The 21,491-nt window shown below is 33.7% G+C and carries 24 protein-coding genes; 1 reads left to right on the top strand and 23 read right to left on the bottom strand.

The features are described 5' to 3' along the window. Positions 1-47 precede the first annotated feature (47 nt). The 14 genes from CN925_RS10565 to metG form a co-directional block, all read right to left on the bottom strand. Positions 48-1,001, bottom strand: coding sequence for a ribose-phosphate diphosphokinase (locus tag CN925_RS10565; protein WP_069033957.1), 954 nt, complete (start codon positions 999-1,001; stop codon positions 48-50). Between the two features lie 43 nt (positions 1,002-1,044). Then, positions 1,045-2,403 carry a bifunctional UDP-N-acetylglucosamine diphosphorylase/glucosamine-1-phosphate N-acetyltransferase GlmU gene (gene glmU, locus CN925_RS10560; RefSeq protein ID WP_098846216.1) on the bottom strand — a complete coding sequence of 453 codons (1,359 nt, stop codon included), beginning with the start codon at positions 2,401-2,403 and terminating at the stop codon, positions 1,045-1,047. 141 nt (positions 2,404-2,544) lie between these two features. After that, a complete protein-coding gene (gene spoVG, locus CN925_RS10555; protein WP_056474486.1) occupies positions 2,545-2,835 on the bottom strand; it encodes a septation regulator SpoVG in 291 nt (96 codons plus the stop codon). Between the two features lie 206 nt (positions 2,836-3,041). Continuing rightward, complete coding sequence (locus tag CN925_RS10550) at positions 3,042-3,413, bottom strand: RidA family protein (RefSeq protein WP_098846215.1); 372 nt, start codon at positions 3,411-3,413, stop codon at positions 3,042-3,044. Between the two features lie 54 nt (positions 3,414-3,467). Continuing rightward, complete coding sequence (gene purR / locus CN925_RS10545; protein WP_098846214.1) at positions 3,468-4,307, bottom strand: pur operon repressor; 840 nt, start codon at positions 4,305-4,307, stop codon at positions 3,468-3,470. 53 nt (positions 4,308-4,360) lie between these two features. Beyond that, positions 4,361-5,230 carry a 4-(cytidine 5'-diphospho)-2-C-methyl-D-erythritol kinase gene (gene ispE / locus CN925_RS10540; protein ID WP_098846213.1) on the bottom strand — a complete coding sequence of 290 codons (870 nt, stop codon included), beginning with the start codon at positions 5,228-5,230 and terminating at the stop codon, positions 4,361-4,363. Between the two features lie 185 nt (positions 5,231-5,415). Further along, positions 5,416-5,574 carry an alpha/beta-type small acid-soluble spore protein gene (locus tag CN925_RS10535; RefSeq protein WP_098846243.1) on the bottom strand — a complete coding sequence of 53 codons (159 nt, stop codon included), beginning with the start codon at positions 5,572-5,574 and terminating at the stop codon, positions 5,416-5,418. A 119-nt stretch (positions 5,575-5,693) separates the two neighbouring features. Continuing rightward, positions 5,694-5,963 carry a biofilm formation stimulator Veg gene (gene veg, locus CN925_RS10530; RefSeq protein ID WP_069033953.1) on the bottom strand — a complete coding sequence of 90 codons (270 nt, stop codon included), beginning with the start codon at positions 5,961-5,963 and terminating at the stop codon, positions 5,694-5,696. A gap of 199 nt (positions 5,964-6,162) precedes the next feature. Next, positions 6,163-7,041 carry a sporulation peptidase YabG gene (gene yabG / locus CN925_RS10525; RefSeq protein WP_098846212.1) on the bottom strand — a complete coding sequence of 293 codons (879 nt, stop codon included), beginning with the start codon at positions 7,039-7,041 and terminating at the stop codon, positions 6,163-6,165. A gap of 190 nt (positions 7,042-7,231) precedes the next feature. Then, positions 7,232-8,107 carry a 16S rRNA (adenine(1518)-N(6)/adenine(1519)-N(6))-dimethyltransferase RsmA gene (gene rsmA, locus CN925_RS10520; protein WP_098846211.1) on the bottom strand — a complete coding sequence of 292 codons (876 nt, stop codon included), beginning with the start codon at positions 8,105-8,107 and terminating at the stop codon, positions 7,232-7,234. Further along, a complete protein-coding gene (gene rnmV, locus CN925_RS10515; RefSeq protein WP_098846210.1) occupies positions 8,107-8,661 on the bottom strand; it encodes a ribonuclease M5 in 555 nt (184 codons plus the stop codon). Before rnmV ends, rsmA begins: the two co-directional genes overlap by 1 nt. A 139-nt stretch (positions 8,662-8,800) precedes the next feature. Then, positions 8,801-10,024, bottom strand: a complete 1,224-nt coding sequence (locus CN925_RS10510; RefSeq protein WP_142339218.1) for a G5 and 3D domain-containing protein — start codon at positions 10,022-10,024, stop codon at positions 8,801-8,803. 186 nt (positions 10,025-10,210) lie between these two features. Further along, positions 10,211-10,981 carry a TatD family hydrolase gene (locus tag CN925_RS10505; protein WP_098846208.1) on the bottom strand — a complete coding sequence of 257 codons (771 nt, stop codon included), beginning with the start codon at positions 10,979-10,981 and terminating at the stop codon, positions 10,211-10,213. 423 nt (positions 10,982-11,404) lie between these two features. Beyond that, on the bottom strand, positions 11,405-13,381 hold the full coding sequence (gene metG / locus CN925_RS10500) for a methionine--tRNA ligase (protein ID WP_098846207.1): 1,977 nt from the start codon (positions 13,379-13,381) through the stop codon (positions 11,405-11,407). Positions 13,382-13,684: 303 nt separating this feature from the next. On the opposite strand from metG, the gene CN925_RS10495 reads away from it, so the two are divergent. Further along, a complete protein-coding gene (locus CN925_RS10495) occupies positions 13,685-13,969 on the top strand; it encodes an AbrB/MazE/SpoVT family DNA-binding domain-containing protein (protein ID WP_088014761.1) in 285 nt (94 codons plus the stop codon). A gap of 107 nt (positions 13,970-14,076) precedes the next feature. Here CN925_RS10495 and rsmI read toward each other — a convergent pair whose 3' ends face one another. The 9 genes from rsmI to CN925_RS10450 all read right to left on the bottom strand — a co-directional run bounded on the left by rsmI (position 14,077) and on the right by CN925_RS10450 (position 21,020). After that, positions 14,077-14,952 carry a 16S rRNA (cytidine(1402)-2'-O)-methyltransferase gene (rsmI, locus tag CN925_RS10490; protein ID WP_098846242.1) on the bottom strand — a complete coding sequence of 292 codons (876 nt, stop codon included), beginning with the start codon at positions 14,950-14,952 and terminating at the stop codon, positions 14,077-14,079. Further along, the gene (locus CN925_RS10485; RefSeq protein WP_098846206.1) at positions 14,948-15,214 is read right to left on the bottom strand and encodes a GIY-YIG nuclease family protein; all 267 of its coding nucleotides are present in this window, start codon (positions 15,212-15,214) and stop codon (positions 14,948-14,950) included. Before CN925_RS10485 ends, rsmI begins: the two co-directional genes overlap by 5 nt. Continuing rightward, entirely contained in the window at positions 15,201-15,941 is a 741-nt protein-coding gene (locus CN925_RS10480) for a tRNA1(Val) (adenine(37)-N6)-methyltransferase (RefSeq protein WP_098846205.1), read from the bottom strand. The genes CN925_RS10485 and CN925_RS10480 overlap by 14 nt, the downstream gene beginning before the upstream one ends. Positions 15,942-16,126: 185 nt before the next feature. Continuing rightward, positions 16,127-16,486, bottom strand: coding sequence for a DNA replication initiation control protein YabA (yabA, locus tag CN925_RS10475; protein ID WP_069033942.1), 360 nt, complete (start codon positions 16,484-16,486; stop codon positions 16,127-16,129). Positions 16,487-16,498: 12 nt separating this feature from the next. Further along, positions 16,499-17,326: a PSP1 domain-containing protein gene (locus CN925_RS10470; protein ID WP_097979278.1), complete on the bottom strand. Its 828-nt coding sequence runs from the start codon at positions 17,324-17,326 to the stop codon at positions 16,499-16,501. A 3-nt stretch (positions 17,327-17,329) separates the two neighbouring features. Further along, the gene (holB, locus tag CN925_RS10465; RefSeq protein WP_098846204.1) at positions 17,330-18,325 is read right to left on the bottom strand and encodes a DNA polymerase III subunit delta'; all 996 of its coding nucleotides are present in this window, start codon (positions 18,323-18,325) and stop codon (positions 17,330-17,332) included. A gap of 169 nt (positions 18,326-18,494) precedes the next feature. Continuing rightward, positions 18,495-19,127, bottom strand: a complete 633-nt coding sequence (tmk, locus tag CN925_RS10460) for a dTMP kinase (RefSeq protein WP_098846203.1) — start codon at positions 19,125-19,127, stop codon at positions 18,495-18,497. Between the two features lie 11 nt (positions 19,128-19,138). After that, the gene (locus CN925_RS10455) at positions 19,139-20,560 is read right to left on the bottom strand and encodes an aminotransferase class I/II-fold pyridoxal phosphate-dependent enzyme (protein WP_098846202.1); all 1,422 of its coding nucleotides are present in this window, start codon (positions 20,558-20,560) and stop codon (positions 19,139-19,141) included. Between the two features lie 271 nt (positions 20,561-20,831). After that, positions 20,832-21,020: a sigma factor G inhibitor Gin gene (locus tag CN925_RS10450; RefSeq protein ID WP_286138319.1), complete on the bottom strand. Its 189-nt coding sequence runs from the start codon at positions 21,018-21,020 to the stop codon at positions 20,832-20,834. Positions 21,021-21,491 lie beyond the last annotated feature (471 nt).

Raw genomic sequence — 21,491 nt, 5'->3', positions numbered from 1 at the left:
TGGTTACGTCCTCTTATAATTTTTAAAGCAAAGATGTAATTTTTATATTAATCAAATAAAGTACTTACTGATTGCTCTTCATATACACGAATAATCGCTTCACCTAATAGGCCAGCAACTGATAATTCAACAAGTTTATCAGTCTTTTTATCTTCAGTAAGACAAATTGAATTTGTTACAACTAATTCTTTAATACAAGAGTTTTCGATACGATCAATTGCCGGTCCAGACAATACAGGATGTGTACAACATGCATATACTTCTTTTGCACCATGCTCTACTAATGCATTAGCAGCAAGTGTAATTGTACCCGCTGTATCAATAATATCATCAATTAAGATAGCCGTTTTACCATCAATATTACCGATGATGTTCATAACTTCAGCAACATTTGGTTTTGGACGACGTTTATCAATGATAGCAATCGGAGCTTTTAGGCGATCTGCCATTTTTCGAGCTCTTGTTACTCCACCATGGTCAGGAGAAACAATTACGATATCTTCAAGCTGTTTTTTTCTAAAGTAATCTGAAAGGATAGGTACACCTAATAAGTGATCAATCGGAATATCAAAGAATCCTTGAATTTGTGGAGCATGTAAATCAAGTGTAATCACTCGAGTTGAACCCGCAGTTTCAAGAAGATTTGCAACTAATTTTGATGTAATCGGCTCACGTGAACGAGCTTTACGATCTTGACGAGCGTAACCATAATAAGGAATTACGATGTTAATTGTTTTAGCTGATGCACGTTTTAAAGCATCAATCATAATTAATAATTCCATAATACTTTCATTTACAGGGAAACTTGTTGATTGAATGATAAACACATCACAACCACGGATACTTTCCTCTATGTTAATTTGCACTTCGCCATCGCTAAAACGAGAAACCGAACATTTACCAAGCTCTACACCAATGTGCTTTGCAATTTCTTCTGCTAATTTAGGATTCGAGTTTAGAGTAAATACTTTTAAATGCTTGTCTGGATAATGATTAGGCATGTTTCGTGTACCCTCCGCTTTTTTTCTTTTCTTTTGTCTATAATTAATTTTTATAGTAACCTTCTTTATTCACTTGTCTTGCTCTTGCAATTGCTAGTGAATCTTCTGGAACTTCATGAGTAATCGTTGAACCTGCTGCAATATATGAACCTTTTTTAACCGTTACAGGTGCAATTAAATTTGAATTACACCCAACAAAGACGTTGTCTTCTATCGTTGTTTTAAACTTATTCTTACCGTCATAGTTCACAGTGATTGAGCCACAACCAAGATTAACACCTTGACCAATTTCCGCGTCACCAATATAGCTTAAATGTGATGCTTTACTTCCGTTACCAAAAGTAACTTTTTTAGTTTCAACAAAATTACCAATTCGAACTTCATCACCTAAAGTTGATGCCGGACGAATGTGAGCAAATGGTCCCACTGTAGTTGAATGACCAATTTTACTCTCATGTACAACAGATTGTTTAACCACTGTATCATTACCAATTTCACTATCGATAACTTCAGTATTTGGGCCTATTGTACTACCCGTTCCAATTATACTATTTCCATAGATCATTGTGCCAGGGTAAATAATTGTATCAGAACCAATTTTTGCATCTGCCGAGATATATGTGCTAGCTGAATCAATAATCGTTACACCGTTCAACATATGCTTTTTGTTTATATTTTTGCGCATGATTGATTCTGCAATAGATAATGCATATCGATCATTTACACCTAATGTTTCATCGAAATTTGCCGTTTTATATGCAGCTACTATTTCGCCCTTTGCTTTTAGTATCTCTATAACATCTGGTAAGTAATACTCACCTTGAGCGTTATTATTATTTACTTCGCTTAATGCTTCAAATAATGCTTTATTATCAAAGCAATATGTACCTGTATTTATTTCTTGAACTGTTAGCTCTTCAGGACTTGCATCCTTATGCTCAACAATTTTCAATACAGACCCATTTTCGCCCCTAATTATTCTACCATAACCAGTTGAATCCTCAAGATGGGCTGTTAATATTGTAGCTTTTGCCTTTAATCTTTCGTGCTCGTCGAATAACGCTTGAATTGTCTCTGGTGAAATTAAAGGTGTGTCACCACAAATTACTAAAGTAGTGCCTTCTTTATCTTTTAACATTGGCGCTGCTTGAATAACAGCATGTGCAGTACCTAATTGCTCAGCTTGTAGAGCATATTCACTATGATCACCTATTTGTGTTTTAACTAGTTCCGCTCCGTGACCTACAACGGTTACAATATTTTGTACACCTACTGATTTTACGTGGTCTACAACATGTTGAACCATAGGTTTCCCACAAACAGGGTGAAGTACTTTATATAATTTTGATTTCATTCTAGTACCTTTTCCTGCAGCTAGAACAATCGCATATTTACTTGACATAGTCATCCTCCATCAATCTAAATACCTATACCTGTTAGCTCAAAATGCTAATTTTAATATTTTTCCACAAAATACATCCATTTTATTATACCATAAAAAAAGAACCCATTATACATTAATGGGTTCTTTTTGGTCATATTTTTAAGAAGCACCTGCTTCTTCAAAGTCTTCTTCCAACTCACCTACTCGGTGATATTCAGCTAATACAGAATCCTGTATTTTGCTACGAGTTGAAGAGTTAATCGGATGAGCGATATCACGGAACTCTCCATCCGGAGTACGTTTACTTGGCATTGCTACAAATAAACCGTTATTACCATCGATTACGCGAATATCATGAACAACAAATTCATGATCTAATGTAATCGATGCAATAGCTCTCATTCGACCCTCCGTATTTACGCGGCGTAGTCTTACGTCTGTCACTTCCATCTTGTTCACCACCTTTATCAACTTAAACCATAATTAGTAAGTTTCAACAATTATCAATAATTTCCTTCTTTTTGGAAAATTTTTTATTTAAATTATTTAATTTTTACAAATGTTTACTAAATTAAAGTCCTCAACTTATTTATCGGAATATTTTAATTGGATTTTAACGAATATAAAAAAACCTGAAAAAGTTTCAGGTTTTTGGCTTATACAACTGCGATACACTCGATTTCAACTAGCACGTCTTTAGGTAGTCTTGCAACTTCCACACAGCTTCTTGCAGGCTTGTGTCCATTGAAAAATTCTTCGTATATACCATTAAATTCAACGAACATTGTTAGGTCTTTTAAAAATACAGTTGTTTTAATAACTTTTGACAAGTCTGTACCAGCTTCTTCTAGAACAGCCTTAAGGTTCGCAAACACTTGCTTTGTTTGTTCTTGAATTCCACCTTCTACAAGATTTCCCTCTGCAGTTAATGGAATTTGACCAGAAGTGTATAATAATCCATTAGCGATTATTGCTTGAGAATATGGTCCAATTGCTTTTGGTGCATGATCAGTATGAATTAATTGCATTATGTATCTTCCCCTTCTTCACTATATTTAGGTAGCTTATTCAATAAGCAACTATCAGTTTTCAGTTTTAATAAATGACTCTTCTTGGAAATTGCCTCTTTCGACACGAATAAGCTGTTCTCTTTCATTTACCTCAGATAACTTTACAAGTGATATATAATCTTCAACTAATCTTTCTTCAATATTTACTGCTTCAACTAATACACCAATTCCTGCAACATTTGCCTGAAATTCCTTCAGTAAATTTTTCATCCCAGTAACCGTTCCACCAGCTTTCATGAAATCATCGATAATTAAAACATTTGAACCTGCCTCGATGCTTCTTTTTGCCAATGACATTGTTTGTATACGTTTTGTTGATCCAGATACGTAGTTAATACTTACTGTTGATCCTTCTGTAACCTTGTTATCTTGACGAACAATTACAACTGGTACATTTAAAAAATTTGCAACTGCGTACGCTAAAGGAATTCCTTTTGTTGCGATTGTCATAACGATATCTATTTTTTGATTACTGAATATTGATGCAAACATACGTCCTACACTATTAACATAGTTAGGATTGCTTAATATATCAGTCATGTACAAGTATCCACCAGGCAACACTCGGTCTGGTTTTTGAAGTAGATCACATAATTCTTCAATTACTGTATTTACTTCTTGATTGCTAATACTAGGAATATACTTTACACCACCAGCTGCTCCTGGGACAGTCAATAGTGTCCCAATACCTTGCTGTTCGAACGTTTGCTTAATAATACCTAAATCCTCACTGACAGATGATTTAGCAGACGCATATAAATCAGCAAAAAAAGTTAATGATACTAATTGTTGTGGATGATGCAACAAATAGTGTGTCATACCTACAAGACGAGAGCTTCTTCTAATTTTCATGCAGCACCTCAAATCACGAATATTTTATAAAAATTTTATAATAATATTCGTATTTAATCAAGTTTTTCCCTTTCACCTAACATCCGAACGGCGTATACTTGATCGCAGAAACCTTTTAGACCGTTATAAACGCGATTCATCCTAGAATCATGGCGAACTAATCCGAACACCGTAGGACCACTTCCACTCATTAAAACGGCATCTGCACCAAAGCGTTTCATTTGATCTTTAATCATTGCAACCTCAGGGTGTAGTTGCAGTGTAACAGTTTCTAATACGTTTCCTAAAGATAGACAAATTTCATCGTAATTTTTATTCGATATGGCATCGACCATACGATCTACATCAGGATGCTGAATATTATCTAATTTTAGCTTTTGATAAACAGTAGCTGTTGAAACGCCCTGTGTTGGTTTCGCTAAAATAACCCAACAAGGTGGTGGTGTATCAATATGTTTGATCTTTTCGCCACGACCTGTAGCAATAGCAGTTCCGCCATAAACACAAAACGATACATCCGACCCGATTTTTGAACCAATTACCGCCAATTCATCCAACGAACAATTTAAATTCCAAAGCTTATTTAGACCTCTCAGTACGGCCGCTGCATCTGAGCTACCTCCAGCTAAACCAGCAGCTACAGGAATATTTTTTGTTATAAAAATATGCGCTCCTAATTTAACTCCGAACATTTCTTTGAGTAGCATTGCAGCTTGATAAGCTAAATTGCGTTGATCATCTGGTACGTAACGATTATGTGATGTAACGACAATCTTATCTTCTTGAATAAGCTCTAATTCAATTCGATCAGCTAAATCGATCGTTGTCATGATCATTTTTACATCATGATATCCGTCGCTTCTTTTCCCTACTACATCTAATGAAAGATTTATTTTCGCGGGAGCCTTCACCATTAATTTCACTATTCTCACCTTCTTATGAACACTTACTTTTTTGCTATTGTATCATAATTAACTCATAAGAAAAATGTACCCCAATGAATGTGAGCTCCAATCATTCTATTTTATTTATGGAAGATTCACAAAAACCGAAGCAAAATGCTTCGGTTTGATGTGTAGACAAATTCGTTTGTCGAAGTGAAGATTGTTTATTGTTGCTTATTAGATAATTGTAACTCAGCTAATTCGATTGCCCTTTTAACCATGTTGCCGGCATCCTTCACTCGAATGCCTCCCCAGCCTTCTTTTTGAACGACGTCATAGAAACCAAGATCTTTTGCAAGTTCCTCTTTAAAGCTCTGTGACATTATACCTCTTTTTCTTCTACCCAAAAAAAGCAACCCCCTTTTTCCACTTCGACATTGTTAGTATGTGTAAATCAGTTTCATTTCATGAATTATAAAAAGAAAAGGGACAGTAGAAAATTCTACTGTCCATTCGCCATCAGTCCACTTGTATGGTCATCACAGAAAAACAATTCAACTGTTTCTGTTAAGATATCAGCATAACTAAAAGATAAGCGTTCAAATGCGTTCTCTTCTTGATCTAATTGTACTACGAATATGGATGGATATGTTTCTGCTAATACACCGGAACGTTCCACAGTCTTTCTACGTCCGCTATTTGCTTTTAATGTAAGTCGTTGTCCAACATGACTATCTAAAGTATCCTTTATTTCAGATAATTTTTTTGCCATTTCATACCACCTCACTAAGACAAGTATACCATCTTATGTAAACTAAGTCAAAAAAGATAAAATTATACCAACGTTACTGGCTACCTGTCAATATTTTTTTGCAACACCTGTTTATTATTTGTGAAAATCTGAAAATTTATGTATGAAAAAAAAGATTTTCTACATACGAGTTCTCTCGTTAATGTAGAAAATCTTTTCCTTACTCCTCTTCCATCGATTGGAATGGCAGTCCTGTTCTTAAAATTCCTTTTGTTTCTACTCCACCTAGTCCCTTTTCACCTGTAATTGTATTACGAACCACATCATATACATTTACACGATCCATAAATGAAGTGAAACTTATCTTTCCAACTACATAAACAGGATCTAACGCATGTATGTTTACCCTAGTTGGTGAACTTGCAAAGTTTGCTCCTGCACGTATAATCGCCTCAAAGTGAGATTGACATGCTCCAGCAAATATTACAAGATGGTCTAAAGACGGAACCTTTTTTCGTGCCTCTTTTACAGCATCGACAAAATATCTTGAATGTCTGTAAGCATCTAAATCAGTAACGACACCTTTTGCTTTTGTGTATGCATCGTGACCAGTTATAACTAATATATCAGGGCGATAATGATCTAAATAATAACCAATTTTCGTTGGTAACTCTGTTTCCTTACAATAAATCCCTTCAACGGGAACACCCATCTTATTATACATTTCAAGACATTTTTTTAAATAAATTGGATCCCCATCGATGTGTAGAACCCGACCTGGTATTTGAAAAAGATTTACATCTGTTCTAAATCCATTTGTTGCTTGAAATCTTCTTTTTTCTTTTTGTTCCATAGCTTCTCTTTTAAATAGTTTGTAGTTTTCCTCAATTTGAACAGATGATCTTTTACCTTTTTCTCGATACTCTGATTCAATGATTACTCGCAGGTCGGATAAAGGCGCATCAGCAATTAAACGAAAATCGTCACCATATAAGACAGCAATGACTTCATCCCCGATTTGTTTTACCTCCACTACTCGAAAAACTAGGTCATATTTATAAGATGCTCTTTCTACTATATCTCCTACATTAATATTCACATGCCTTCCCCTCCAAAAAAGCTTAAGTACACTACGAGTTCGCTCTCTTTTTTTAGATTATGTATGGACAAAAAAAAGGGTGAAAAGAAGGTTTATTGAACTTTTGTAGGGCATCAGAACTAAAATAAAATATCAAATAAAAAAGATGATTACAAACTAGTTGTTAAATTAGCTTATAATCATCTTTTCATTATTTTACTTGCTTATATAGACTATTACTTAATGTTGCAAATTCTTGAATTGATAAAGTTTCGCCTCTTCTCGTTCCTTCAATACCTGCCTCTTGAAGGCAAGCTTCAAGAATTGCCTTATCTTTTTTCAGTTGAGAAAAATTATTTAATAAATTATTATTTAATGTTTTTCTTCTTTGAGCAAAGCTCGCTCTAACTACTTCAAAAAAGAATGATTCATCAATTACCTCTGCTGCTGGTTCTTCACGTTTTACTAGCTTGATAACAGCGGAATCCACATTTGGTTGTGGCATGAAGACCGTTCTAGGTACAGTCATAACCGTTGAGGCATGTGTATAAAACTGTATTGCAATTGATAGTGAACCATAATCCTTTGTCCCCGGCTTTGCGGCGATGCGGTCAGCTACTTCTTTTTGTAGCATACAAACAATTCCTCTAATTGGTAAACCTTCTGTTAATAGCTTCATGATAATTGGTGTTGTTACATAATAAGGTAAATTTGCAACTACCATTATATCTGATTCATTAGGCAAATACTCATTAATCGCTTTTTCAACATCTGCCTTTAGTACATCTTCATTAACAATTTGTATATTATCATATGGGGAAAGTGTATCTTCTAAGATTGGGATTAGTCTATTATCAATTTCAAAAGCTAATACTTTCTTAGCACGCTTAGCAATCTGCTCTGTTAATGCCCCAATTCCCGGTCCAATTTCAATTGCGCAACTTTCTTCAGTTAAATCTGCATAACTTACAATGTTTTCTAGTATATTTGTATCAATTAAGAAATTTTGACCATAACTTTTTTTAAAGAAGAAATCGTACTTGGCTAATATTTCTTTCGTTCGACTAGGTGTCGCGATATCCTTCATTATTTTTCCTCCATTAAAACTTTTTTTACTGCTTGCCCAAATTCATCTTTTGATATTTGAAACATTTGCAGTCTTTTCTCTAGTTGCTTACCGTTTGTATAACCTATATTAAGAATTTTACCAAGTTGATCTCGCCTTTTACTTGAAGAGGGATGTCCAATTAATCCGGCATCTATTAAATCTTCTTTTGTAATTTCTGATTCGACCTCGATAAATTCTTGCTTAACATGAATTAAAGCATTTCGAATAGATTCTCTAGTAGCATGCTCGATTCCTAATCCTTTTTTACCTGAACGAACAGCTTCTTCCTTTGGTAAAAACGCATGTTTGCATCCTGGTACATGCTCTTTAATTATCGAGCGAATACGTTGACCAGGGTAATCAGGATCTGTAAATACGATTACGCCTCGAGTCTTTTGAGCATGCTTTATTAAATTTAAAGTATCCTTATTTATAGCAGAACCACTTGTTTCAATTGTATCTGCATCAACAGCTCTTTTAATTGCCGCCGTATCATCTTTACCTTCAACAACAATAATTTCTTTAATTTTCATTTGTTCCTCCAACCAATACAAGTATATGTAATCATACCATAAGGATAATAAAACTTCATACTCTCTTAAAAGTAGTATAAAAAAAGCAGAAGGACTTATCCTTCCACTTTCTTTCAAACAACGATCTATTTAAAAAATATTAACTAATAATACGAATTTTTACCGTACGACGACCAAAATCAAAGCAATCGTCTTTTGTAGGCATTAAAATATCAATTCTTTTGCCTTTAATTGCTCCACCAGTATCACCAGCAATAGCAACGCCATACCCTTCAACCCAAACTTTAGAACCTAAAGGAATAACCTTTGGATCTACTGCAATCAGTTTCTTGTTCGGATTTTTACGGATATTAATACCTATAGCTGTTATACCAGACATTCCAGCATCATAAGGAGAATATGCAGTTGCTTCAACATACATTTCTTTTACTTTGCTACTTGATTTAGGCGCACTAGATTTAGACGTACTAGATTTTACTAAAGCACTTGATGATGGTACAGACTTAGTTCCTACTGCAACTACTCGATCAACAGGTTCTTTTAATAGAGTTTCATCCACTAGTGTTTTAGAAACTACTTTACCATTTTCTTTGATCAGTTCAAAGTTACGTTTAACAAGTCCTTTTACACCTTCTGAAATGACCGAAGATTCATTTTTAAGCATAGAAGAATCTTTTTGCTCTTTTACTTTAAAATCTACAGGCTCTTCCACCACATCGTTGACTTTTTCGACACGGATAACTCGAACTGTATCATTTTGTTTGATCATTTCGCCAGCACCTGGTTCAACTCGGTCAAATTCGTTTAAAGTAATGTTCTGCTTTTCTAAAAAGTCAGCGACAGTAGTCGAAGTTGTAAATACTTTTTTAGAAACTCCTCCGTCATTTAATACCATTGGGAATGATTTTTCGTAAGATACTTTACCGTTTTCCTCTAATGGTGTCGACAGTGCAGGCATTATAACATCATCAGGATTGATGTTAATATTTTGTTCTTTTAATAATTCCTTTACCGTTTGAGCAGTTGTCATAATGACTTTTTCTTGCCCATCGATCGTAAGTTTAACAGGTTTCGCTAAATGAACTGTAATATCCATATCATCTGATATTTTCGTTTTAGCTGACGGATATAATTCATCTGCATTTGTAATATTAATATTTTGTTCTTTTAATAATTCAGCCACAGTATTTGCATGTGTTTGAATAACCTGTTCCTTCCCGTCTACCTCAAGAGTTACTTGTTCTTTAAGTCCCTCATATGCTCCTGTACCTACTGATCCAGTGAAAACTAAAGCTCCTGCAAGTTGTACTGCTAGTTTTTTACTACTCCCAAGTCTAGAAAGTAACCTATTCGCGTCTATCACGATTATACTCCTCCTTTTTGCCTGAGAAAAAAGATTGACTAGCTCCAAACCTATTAACTAGTGCTTCTACTCTACTGAATGTATGTTTACTAGATTTAGAAGTAGAAGAGTTTTCTTTCGACAAATTCTTCAACTCTTCATACGTGAACTGTGACAAATATGATCTATTCGTACTAGTTCATAAGATCATTTGTTAATCTGAAAAATATTACACGCATTTTCAAAAGTTCGTTTTTGAACTTCTTCAACTGATAGATCTTTTAAACGTGCAATTTCTTCAGCAACAAGTGATACATAGCTAGGTTCATTTCTTTTTCCTCTATACGGATGTGGTGTTAAGTATGGACAATCCGTTTCGATTAATAGATTTTCTAACGGAATTTCTGTCGCTACTTCTTTTGGTTTTTTTGCATTCTTAAATGTAACTGGTCCTCCTAGTGAAATATAGAAGTTCATTTTAATACATTCTTTTGCCGTTTCCACACTTCCGCTGAAGCAGTGCATAATGCCACCTACTTCTGATGCATTTTCTTCTTTTAATATAGTTACAATGTCTTCTGTTGCGTCTCGATTGTGAATGACAATCGGTAGTCCGCATTCTTTTGCTAATTGAATTTGTTTACGAAATACTTCTTTTTGGATTTCTTTTGGAGACTTATCCCAGTAGTAATCTAATCCAGTTTCACCAATTGCTACTACTTTAGGATGTTTTGATAATTCTTTAATCCATTCAAAATCTTCCTCAGTTGCGTCAATTGCATCAACTGGATGCCAGCCAATCGCTGCATAAAGAAAATCGTATTTCTCGATTAATTCCATTGCTTTCGTAATTGTCGGTCGATCAAAACCAACAACTACTTGATGAACAACTCCTGCTTCTAAAGCTCTATTAATTACTTCTTCAAGGTCTTCTTTATATTGATCTGCATTTAAATGTACATGTGTATCAAAAAGCATTTTTACTTCCCCTTTGCTCATCTGAGATTTAGTCTAGCATACCGTAAAATTTCTTACCTAACGCACAGTTAACAATTCCGTTACAAAAAGAAACAGTCAAATTTAAGCAGTTTCTAATAGTTTTTTTAAAATGTTTTAAATTAATTCCATGTTATATCAAGACTTTTTACCTTTTTAAACTAAATTCTGATAATTTTTTTAGTTTACTATTGTAATCATTCTGTAATATTTTCTTCATATAATGACATTTTCTAACAATAACTTGTTAACACCTGCCATAAATCAACAAAATATTATCATATTTGTGATTCTTATGTTATTTTTACAATTTTCTGCACAATACAACAATTATTCCAATAAAACAAATAAAAAAAGAAAAGCATTTCATGTTAGTTTTTACACGAAATACTTTTCCTAGTAACATTATTTAATAATCGTACCGTTTGGTAATGATTGATCGATTGTTGCAAGTGATAGCTTACCTTCAATACTTCCTGCTAGGATCATCCCTTCGGATAATTCCCCTCTAAGCTTAACAGGCTTTAAATTCGTCACACAGATCACTTTTCTACCGATTAAGTCTTCTGGTTTATAGTATTCCGCTATACCCGAAACAACTTGTCTTGATTCATTCCCTAAATCTAATTGAAGTTTTAGAAGTTTTTTTGCTCCTTTTATTGCACCTGCTTCTTTTACTTCAGCTACCTTTAATTGAACTTTAAAGAAATCATCAATTGTAATCTCAGGAACAGTTTCTTCCACTTTCTCTTCTACCACTGGTTTAACAGTGCCTTGCATTTGTTCTTTAATATATGCAACTTCAACCTCTGTCTCGAGTCTTGGGAAAATTGGTTCACCTTTTTGTACTCTCGTATCCTCTTGAATTGCTCCAAATTCATTCAAGCTATCCCATGAAAGAATTTTCTCATCAACTAGTCCTAATTGATTGAAAATTTTTGCTGGAGTTTGAGTTAAGAAAGGTTTTAATAAAATCCCAACTTGACGTAAAGATTCCGCTAGATGCGCCATTACTGAAGCTAGTTCTTGTACACGGCTCTCGTCTTTAGCAAGTACCCACGGTTGCGTCTCATCAATATATTTATTTGTACGACTAACGAACTGCCAAATATTTGTTAACGCAACTGAAAACTCCATATTTTCCATTGCTTCTTCTACAGTTTCTTTCGTGTTTTTTGCCACCTGTTGAAGATTTGCATCAAAATCCGTTACTGTTCCATTAACTGCAGGAATATTACCATCAAAATATTTTTGGATCATTGCAATCGTTCGATTTAATAAGTTACCTAAATCATTCGCTAAATCAAAATTAATACGGTCAACGAATCCTTCAGGCGTAAATATTCCGTCTGATCCAAAAGGTACTTCACGTAATAAGTAGTATCTTAAAGCATCTAAGCCGTATCGATCGATTAAAACTACTGGATCTACAACATTTCCCTTTGACTTACTCATTTTGCCGTCTTTCATTAATAACCAACCGTGGGCAAAAACCTTTTTAGGTAATGGTAAGTCTAATGCCATTAACATGATTGGCCAATAGATTGTATGGAAACGTACAATTTCTTTACCAACTAAATGAACATTTGCTGGCCAATATTTTTTATAGTTCTCTTCATTATCTGAACCATATCCTAACGCTGTAATATAATTAGATAAAGCATCAATCCATACATAAATAACGTGCTTAGCATTACCAGGTACTTTTACACCCCAATCGAATGAAGTACGGGAGACTGCTAAATCTTCTAAACCTGGTTTAATAAAATTATTTATCATTTCATTTTTTCTAGATTCAGGTTGAATAAATTCTGGATTTTCCTCATAATACTTCAATAAACGGTCGGCATATTTACTCATTTTAAAGAAATAAGACTCTTCTTTAACTAATTCTACTGGATGACCGCTGTCGGGACTTTTTCCACCAATAATTTTTCCTTCTTCATTATATAAAGGATCTACAATTTGTGTTTCAGTATAGAACGTTTCATCCGGTACGGAATACCATCCTTCATATTCGTCCAGATAAATATCACCTTGATCAAGTAATTGCTTGAAAATCTTTTCAACAATTTCTTTATGTCTGTTTTCTGTTGTACGGATAAAGTCATCATATGAAATATCTAATTTCGTCCATAAGTCCTTGATACCAACAACGATATCATCTAAGTATTTTTGAGGTGTGACATTTAATTCTTCAGCTTTACGTTGAATCTTTTGACCGTGTTCATCTGTACCCGTTAAATAAAAAACATCAAAACCTCTAAGTCTTTTATATCTAGCCATTGCATCCCCAGCAACAGTCGTATAAGCATGACCTATATGTAATTTTCCGCTCGGATAATATATTGGGGTTGTAATATAAAAAGTTTTATTACTCATTGACCAAAAATCCTCCTTCAAAAATTTCTAAATATTGACACTAAATTATTCGCATGATTTTGTATTTCATTATAAAATGAAAAATGAGTTATCTGCATATACCCATCTACTATTACAACTTCATACTAATTTTATAAGTTAAATTTTACACAATAGTAACATCTATTTCTATTATTTCTCGTAATTATACATACATTTTCTCTTTAATTAACCCATTTTGGCATAGTAGCATTACGTAGCTCTTTCTTTTGAACTACATATTACATTTATTTTCATAAAAACTTTATAATAGGAGGATTAATTATGAAATCTACAGGAATTGTCCGAAAGGTAGACGAGCTTGGCCGTGTAGTAATTCCAATTGAACTGAGAAGAACACTAAATATCACTGAAAGAGACACACTTGAAATATTTGTTCAAGATGATCGAATTATCCTAAAAAAGTATGAGCCAAATATGACTTGTATGATGACGGGAGAAATTTCTCAAAATAATCTTGAGGTTGCTGATGGTAAAATTGTTTTAAGTAAAAAAGGCGCTGAGCTTCTAAAATTCGAGATAGAACAATTTATAGCTAATAATAATTAAATCGAAGAGGCTGCTTATTTTAATTGCATTCTCTAAATTAAAAGCAAGTAAAAATGAGTAGAGAATTACAAATAAGTAAGACAGCCTAACTTCATTTTTAAACTAGATTAAATCTCGTGATATTCTGCGTAGACGTCCCTTTTATTTAATGAACGATCCTTCGCAACAAGTTTTATTGCATCTTTACTTTTTTCATTTTTTTCATTTATGTACCAATCGACATGCTGGTTAATGGATAGTTCTTGCCACCAACATTCCTCATTGTTTTTCACATCTTCTTCTGATGCCCCTTCTAAAACAACTACAAACTCTCCACGTACTTCTTCATTCGTTGCCCAGTCTATTGCTTCACTTACTGTCCCTCGTAAAAACTCTTCAAATTTCTTTGTTAATTCTCTACAAAGTACAACTTTTCGGTCACCTAATACTTCGAGAATAACGTGTAGTGTTTCTTTTAAACGATGTGGAGACTCGTACAAAATGACTGTACTACGTTGCCCCTTTAACGGTTCCAATTGCTTCTTCTTATCTTTCTTTTGACGAGACAAGAAACCTATGTATAAAAATGAATCGGTAGGTAGTCCAGATGATATTAAAGATGTTAAGGCAGCATTTGCTCCAGGTAATGGGACGACAGAAATACCTTCTTCCAAACAAAGTTTTACAAGCTCATAACCTGGATCATTTATGCACGGCATACCTGCATCACTTACTAATCCAATTTTTAATCCTTGTTTTAAGTCTTCTACAAGTTTTAATCCTGCTTTTTCTTTATTATGCTCATGATAACTCACTAATGGTGTTGGTATTTCGAAATGATTACAAAGCTTTTTCGTATTACGAGTATCCTCTGCTGCTATATAATCTACTTCCTTTAGTATTCGTACTGCTCTAAACGTCATATCTTCTAAGTTGCCAATAGGTGTTGGTACTAAATAAAGACAGCCTAATTCTTCATTTAAGAAACTCTTTTGACTTTTAATCATTGCTTGTTCCTCCTCTCATATATTTTTCTTTGTTCTCTCTTGATAATTGCTTAAAAGCATATTCAGCCTGCATCGCTTCTCTTTTTGTCGGGTATTTCTCAAAAAATATACAAATTACAGGTGTTCTCCCCCTAGTATATTTTGCACCCTTACCATCGTTGTGTTGTTTTACTCTACGCTCAATATTTGTTGTATATCCTGCATAGAAAGTTGCATCAGAACATTCTAGCACATATAAATAGTGTTTATGATCTTCCATATAGAATTTCCTTTAACTCTGATGTATACTCGTTATTTTCCTCGTAAACGTAGATTGGAGGCAAAATTTTAAGGTCTGCCTTACCACCTTTAATACCTTCAATTAAAAGTGTATTGGCTTCTTTACCCATTTTAGGATAGACAAACTGAATTCTTTTCGGCTCGATACCATGTTTACGCATTGTCGTAACAATATCCAACATACGTCCTGGACGATGAACCATCGCTAATTTCCCACCATGCTTCAAGAGTTGTTTACTTGCATTAATTACTTCCTCTAAATTCGTTTTAATCTCATGTCTTGCAATTGCATAATGCTCATTCATGTTCTGTTCAGAAGTCGGAATATCTTGAAAGTATGGTGGATTACACGTAACAACATCTACAAATTCTCTACCTATTTCGTTTGGTGCATTTTTTAAATCATCATGAATCATTGATATTTTTTCAGCTAACTTGTTATATTCAATGCTTCTTTTAGCCATATCAACTAATCGCTCTTGTATTTCTACACCAATTATATTTGCATTAGATCTGCGGTGTAGCATCAATGGAATCACTCCATTACCAGAGCATAAGTCAACAATCGTACCCTTTTGGATTGGGACATATGTAAAATTAGATAAAAGGACTGCATCTAATGAAAATGAAAAAACAGATGGGCTTTGAATAATCCTCATATCATCAGTTAATAAGTAATCTAATCGTTCGTCACCTTTAAGCATAATTAGTTCCTTTCAAATTCACACCAATATTATCTTTTAGCATTGCCTAATTGTATAACAATTAACTAACATTGCATAAAAAGAAGCTATTCCAATTGGAAGTGCGCGTACTTTACCTTTTTTACCAGTTTATTTAAAAGCTGGGTATTAAAAAGGTAATCGCTCGCTTCTTCCGGAATAGCCTACCATTACTTTTTATCAAAGAAGGATAAACAAAACAGACAGTCCTCGCCATGACGTACGCTTCCATAATGTAGATTACAAATATGGAAACCTTCTTGGTACAATCTTGCTAAATTATCATAGCCTTCCCCAAGATCCTTATCCTTTTGTACTTTTTTCTTCTTTGAGTCTTTTATTTGCTCTTTCTCTTCTATACGTTTATTTAGACCTAATCTTTCTCGCAAGTGATCATTCTCAATTTTCGTATAGTGATTTTCTTCTAGTAGCTCAGCAATATATTGTTTTAAGTCACTAAGCTGTGTTGATAAATCTTGAATTTGTTCTTCCATATTGGAAAGAGATAAGAATATATTCTTCTTGTCCAATCTTACCACCTCTTAATCTGTGGTTTGTATTGACACGACTCCCTCGTGAATTAAATCATCTAGGGTATACTCCACAACGCGTTCTTTTTTAATCAATTCTACCTGAATAACTCGTTCTAAGATGTTCAATCCTACTACTCTTCCTGGACCTTCAGCTGTTTTAATAATATCCTCTAAGTCTGGAAGTTGTTCTTTTGCGGCCTCATACTCATCATTTTCATATTTTAAGCAGCACATTAATCGGCCACAAAGTCCTGATATTTTCGCCGGGTTAAGAGAAAGATTTTGATCTTTAGCCATTTTAATAGACACTGGTTCAAAATCTCCTAAGAACGTTGAACAACACAACATTCTCCCACAAGGTCCAATCCCACCAAGCATTTTAGCTTCATCACGTACTCCTATTTGTCTTAGTTCAATTCGAGTACGGAATACCGCAGCTAAATCCTTTACTAATTCCCTAAAGTCTATTCTACCATCTGCTGTAAAATAAAAGATGACTTTATTTCGATCAAACGTATATTCGACATCAACTAATTTCATGTCTAGTTCATGTTGCATAACTTTACTAGAACAAACTTCATAAGCCTCTTTAGCTGATTGTTTATTCTCTTCAACAATCATACGATCATGCTCATCAGCTAATCGCATAACTTTTTTTAATGGAAGGACTACGTCATTTTCTCCGACCTTTTTGTTTGGTACCACTACTTTTCCAAATTCAATCCCTCTCACCGTCTCAACGATGACAAAAGTATCTTTAGGGATTGCTAATCCATTTGGGTCGAAATAATAGATTTTACCAGCTTTTTTAAAACGTACTCCGACTACTTCGTACACAATCTACAATCCCTCCTGTAGCTCTATAATCATTTGCTCTAGAACCATTAACATATTTGCGTTGGATGTTAACCGCTTTTTAGCAAAAAGAATAATTTCTAAACAAGTAGTTATTTTCTCTAATGAAATACGGTTTAATGCTTGTCTCATTAATGGTTCTTCATTTTTAAAAACAACGTTCTGCTCTTGCTCAGCATATATATATAACATATCTTTAAAGGCTAATACAAGCATATCAAGCATCATTTGTAACTGTTCCTTCGTATCAAAATGACGAGAAACATTTTGTTGTATGACTAGAAGACTATCTTTTTTTGTCGTTAATAATGCTTCATATAATTCTATCACTAAATCTCTAGCTTGTGCAAACCATTCTTCTTCAGCAATTTGGAGTGCGACTGCCTCACTATTTGTTAATCTTGCCAATAGCGGTACTAAGTTTGATTGGAGCTCGATATTAACTAAATGTTCTTCAAAGTATTTTATTGGTAATGGATTAAAATGGATTGATTGACAGCGTGATTGTATTGTTGGCAATATTTGTTGTACTTGTTCAGTTAATAAAAATGCAGTTGTAATTGAGACCGGCTCCTCTAAAAATTTCAATAAAGAATTAGCTGCATTTGTCGTCATTCGATCAGCATGGTCGATTATATAAATTTTCCGATTCGATTCAACAGCTGTTTTAGAAAATTCTTCTTGTAATTGTTGAATTTGATGTTTCTTAATAGAGGCTTCTTCGGGCTCAATTAGATAAACATTTGGGTGATTACCAGAATCAACACGCTTACAATTCCGACAAGCTCCACAAGGTGTAGCGCCACTTACATTCTCACATAGTAATACTTTTGTGTAGTATAATGCAAGTTCGCGTTTACCTGTTCCTCTTGGGCCTTCAAATAAGTAAGCATGAGCTACCCTGTTTTTAATTACTGCATTTTTTAACATTTTTGTAGCAACTGGCTGACGCTCGCTTAGTTTCTCCCAAGATGTTTTCATATTTACACCTACTCATATCTATAAATTAATCAATTTTTTTAACCTGGCTTATGACCTAATTTTATTATATTTGATACAAATAATTTTCAGTTAAGTTCCGAAAGTATCCTTTCATCTATTATACCAGTTCCGTCATGTTATTGTTCATGTAATCAATTTTTGCAAAAAATTAAATTTCTCCAATCTTTTCTAAAATAACCTTTAAAGTATCATTAAACACTTGATTGATCTGGTTTGACGCATCAATTCGTTTAAAGCGCCATGGTTCTCTCTTCATAATTTCAGCATATCCACTTTGGACTTTTAAATGAAAGTCTAATTCTTCTAAATCCAATCGGTTAATTTCTCTCTTATCTGCTTGGTGAACTCTATTTAATCCAACTTTAGGATCTAAATCAAAGTAAATTGTCAAATCAGGCATTAAACCATCTATTGCAAATTGATTAATATTATAAATTTCATCTATTCCGATTCCTCTACCGACACCTTGATAGGCAAGCGAACTGTCTACAAATCGATCACATAACACGATTTTTCCTTCAGCCAATGCAGGGATGACTTTCTCTGCCAAATGCTGTCTTCTTGCTGCAGCATAAAGTAATGCCTCCGTACGCTTGTCCATTTCAGTATTCTCTGTGTCTAATATAATATTTCTAATATTTTCAGCAATCCGTATACCACCTGGTTCACGAGTAGATATAAAATTTACACCTCTTTTACGAAGTTCCTCCGATATCATATTTATAATTGTTGTTTTCCCTGCACCCTCTGGTCCTTCAAATGTAATGAATAAAGATTTCAAATGTGTTCCTCCTAAATCAATACTTCTATTTGTAATTTTTTATCTTCAATCAGATTTTGAATCGTCATTCCATATTTATATACATCATGAATATAATCAACGTGCTTAGTAGTAACTAGTTCACCTTTTAGTAAAATTGGAACGCCTGGTGGATAAGGAACTATATTTTCCGCCGAGATTTCTCCTACTGAATCTGCCAAATCTTTTACCGACTTCCTTTTTTTCTTTAAATCAGCGTAACTGTGTAAAACTGTACTCGTAAAATTAGGTACGTTAAGTTTAGGTTGTTTATTTTCAATATATACCATCGATTCCGTTGCTTTTTTTATACGATGAATAAGATCATTAAAATTCATTCTTTCATCTAGTGGAAGGATAAACAGAACATGTCCCCAATCTGATAGCTCTGAATAGATACCCTCCGTTTCAAATATTGCCTGTAATTGTTTACCGGTATGGCCTTTTTTACTTTTTACGATTACTTTTAACATATCTTGTCTATAGTTTATATGACTTGAAGTTACAATTCGGATACTAGATAAGTTATTTACTTCTTCTTTAAATAAGGCAATTTTCTCTTGAAGTATTTTTACTTTATCTAAGGAAAATGTTTTAACAAAACTTCTTGCGTAATCTAAGGAAGCCATAATTGGATAAGATGGGCTGCTGCTTTGTAACATTCTCAGCATTTCTCTAACTTTATCTTTACAAACAAGTTTTGATTTTATATGTAAATATGACCCCATTGTCATTGCGGGTAAAGTTTTATGCGCCGATTGTATGACAATATCGGCGCCCATAGAGAGTGCGTCATTAGGAAAAGGCTCCCCAACTATAAAATGTGTTCCATGAGCCTCATCCACGATCGTTGGAATCTCCATACTATGTGCGAACTCAATTATACTTTTTAAATTCTGAGACATTCCATAATAATTTGGATTCGTTAAAATCATTGCTTTTGCCTTTGGATAATTTTTTATTACATGCAAAGATTGTTCAGTGTTTATCCCGAGTGGCTGTCCTAGCTCTTCGTCGATATCTAATGGCAAGAATATCGGCTTAGCACCAGCTAGTAAAAGACCATGAAAAATTGACTTATGACAATTGCGTTGTACCAATACTTCATCATTTTCGCCACATAACGCTAAAATTGCAGCGAGGTTACCCACGGTTGATCCATTTACTAAAAAGAAACTTTCTTCTGCTTTGTATACACTAGCCAACATTTCTTGAGCCTCACTAATCACCTCTGAAGGATAATGTAAGTCATCTAAGCCATTTAATTCTGTCACATCATAATTTAATATATTTGGTAGTCCTAATTCATTTATAAAAGTGTGTTTTCCATTTTTATGACCTGGAACATGTAGAGATATTGTTTTTTTATTAACGAACTGTTTCAGTGCATTTAGTAATGGCATTTCATTCATCATTAACGCTTCCTTTAATTTATGTAAGTTATTTATCTATGTCGCTTACTAGTCTATTTTTTATAGAATTTTTAATTTAGACAATATAAAAACCGATTGTATTTACAAGTTCTCTCCATTACTTAAAGGTTCAGTCACTAAAGAGGAGACCAAACAGTAATAAATTATGGCAGAGGTACCTGTATATAGAATCGGTCCTACACTATATATCTTATTTTAACTTACAAAAACTTATTAGACTACTACTATTAGTCTATCACGTTTATACTTATCCCTAATTTGCAATTTCCTCTTTCACTGTACTAATACATCTTAACTTCTCTACGAAGGAATTATATATAGGTGAATCTGTTTCGGTTTTTACGATTTTCTTTTCACACTCTTCACATACAAATGCTTTAATAATATGAATGCCATTTTCCTTTTTCTCTTCACAAACTATACACTTTGATAAACCATTCACCTTTATTCCTCCTCTAAGTGTTTTTCCAATGTAATTTGAGATTGATTAAACAATTTCGTTTATTATTTAGTTTTGCATATTAAAAACTTTTTATACAATTTAGGGCCTATTTTTTTGTAATATATGAAAATAGTTCTAATTTTGTGCTCTATATTTTTAAATTTTTTTCTAATGTGATATTACTTTCCTGACTTGATCTTATGATTGCTCCTTTTAACTACTAAAAAAGGACTACAATTAGTTTAGTTTGTAGTCTTTAATTACCGGCCAAACGTTCGTTATCTTCGTTACTTTTCCTGAGTCTTGGTACTCACCTACTGCTATATGGAGTAACCCCGTACCTTTACAGAATATCCCCTTAAACAAAACGATTAAGTGAACAAGCGGTTAAATTAGCTTTGGTTAAATCGAAATGTAAAGTTTCACATTATTTAACTTTAATTTGTAAACAAAAAAAAGCATCAGCCAAAT

Origin of the sequence: Bacillus sp. AFS055030, assembly GCF_002574545.1 — a bacterium.
In the GTDB taxonomy this organism is placed as follows: Bacteria; Bacillota; Bacilli; order Bacillales; family Bacillaceae_G; genus Gottfriedia.
Note: the sequence above shows the minus strand (reverse complement) of the source record. Positions and strands in the feature narration are given on the sequence as shown.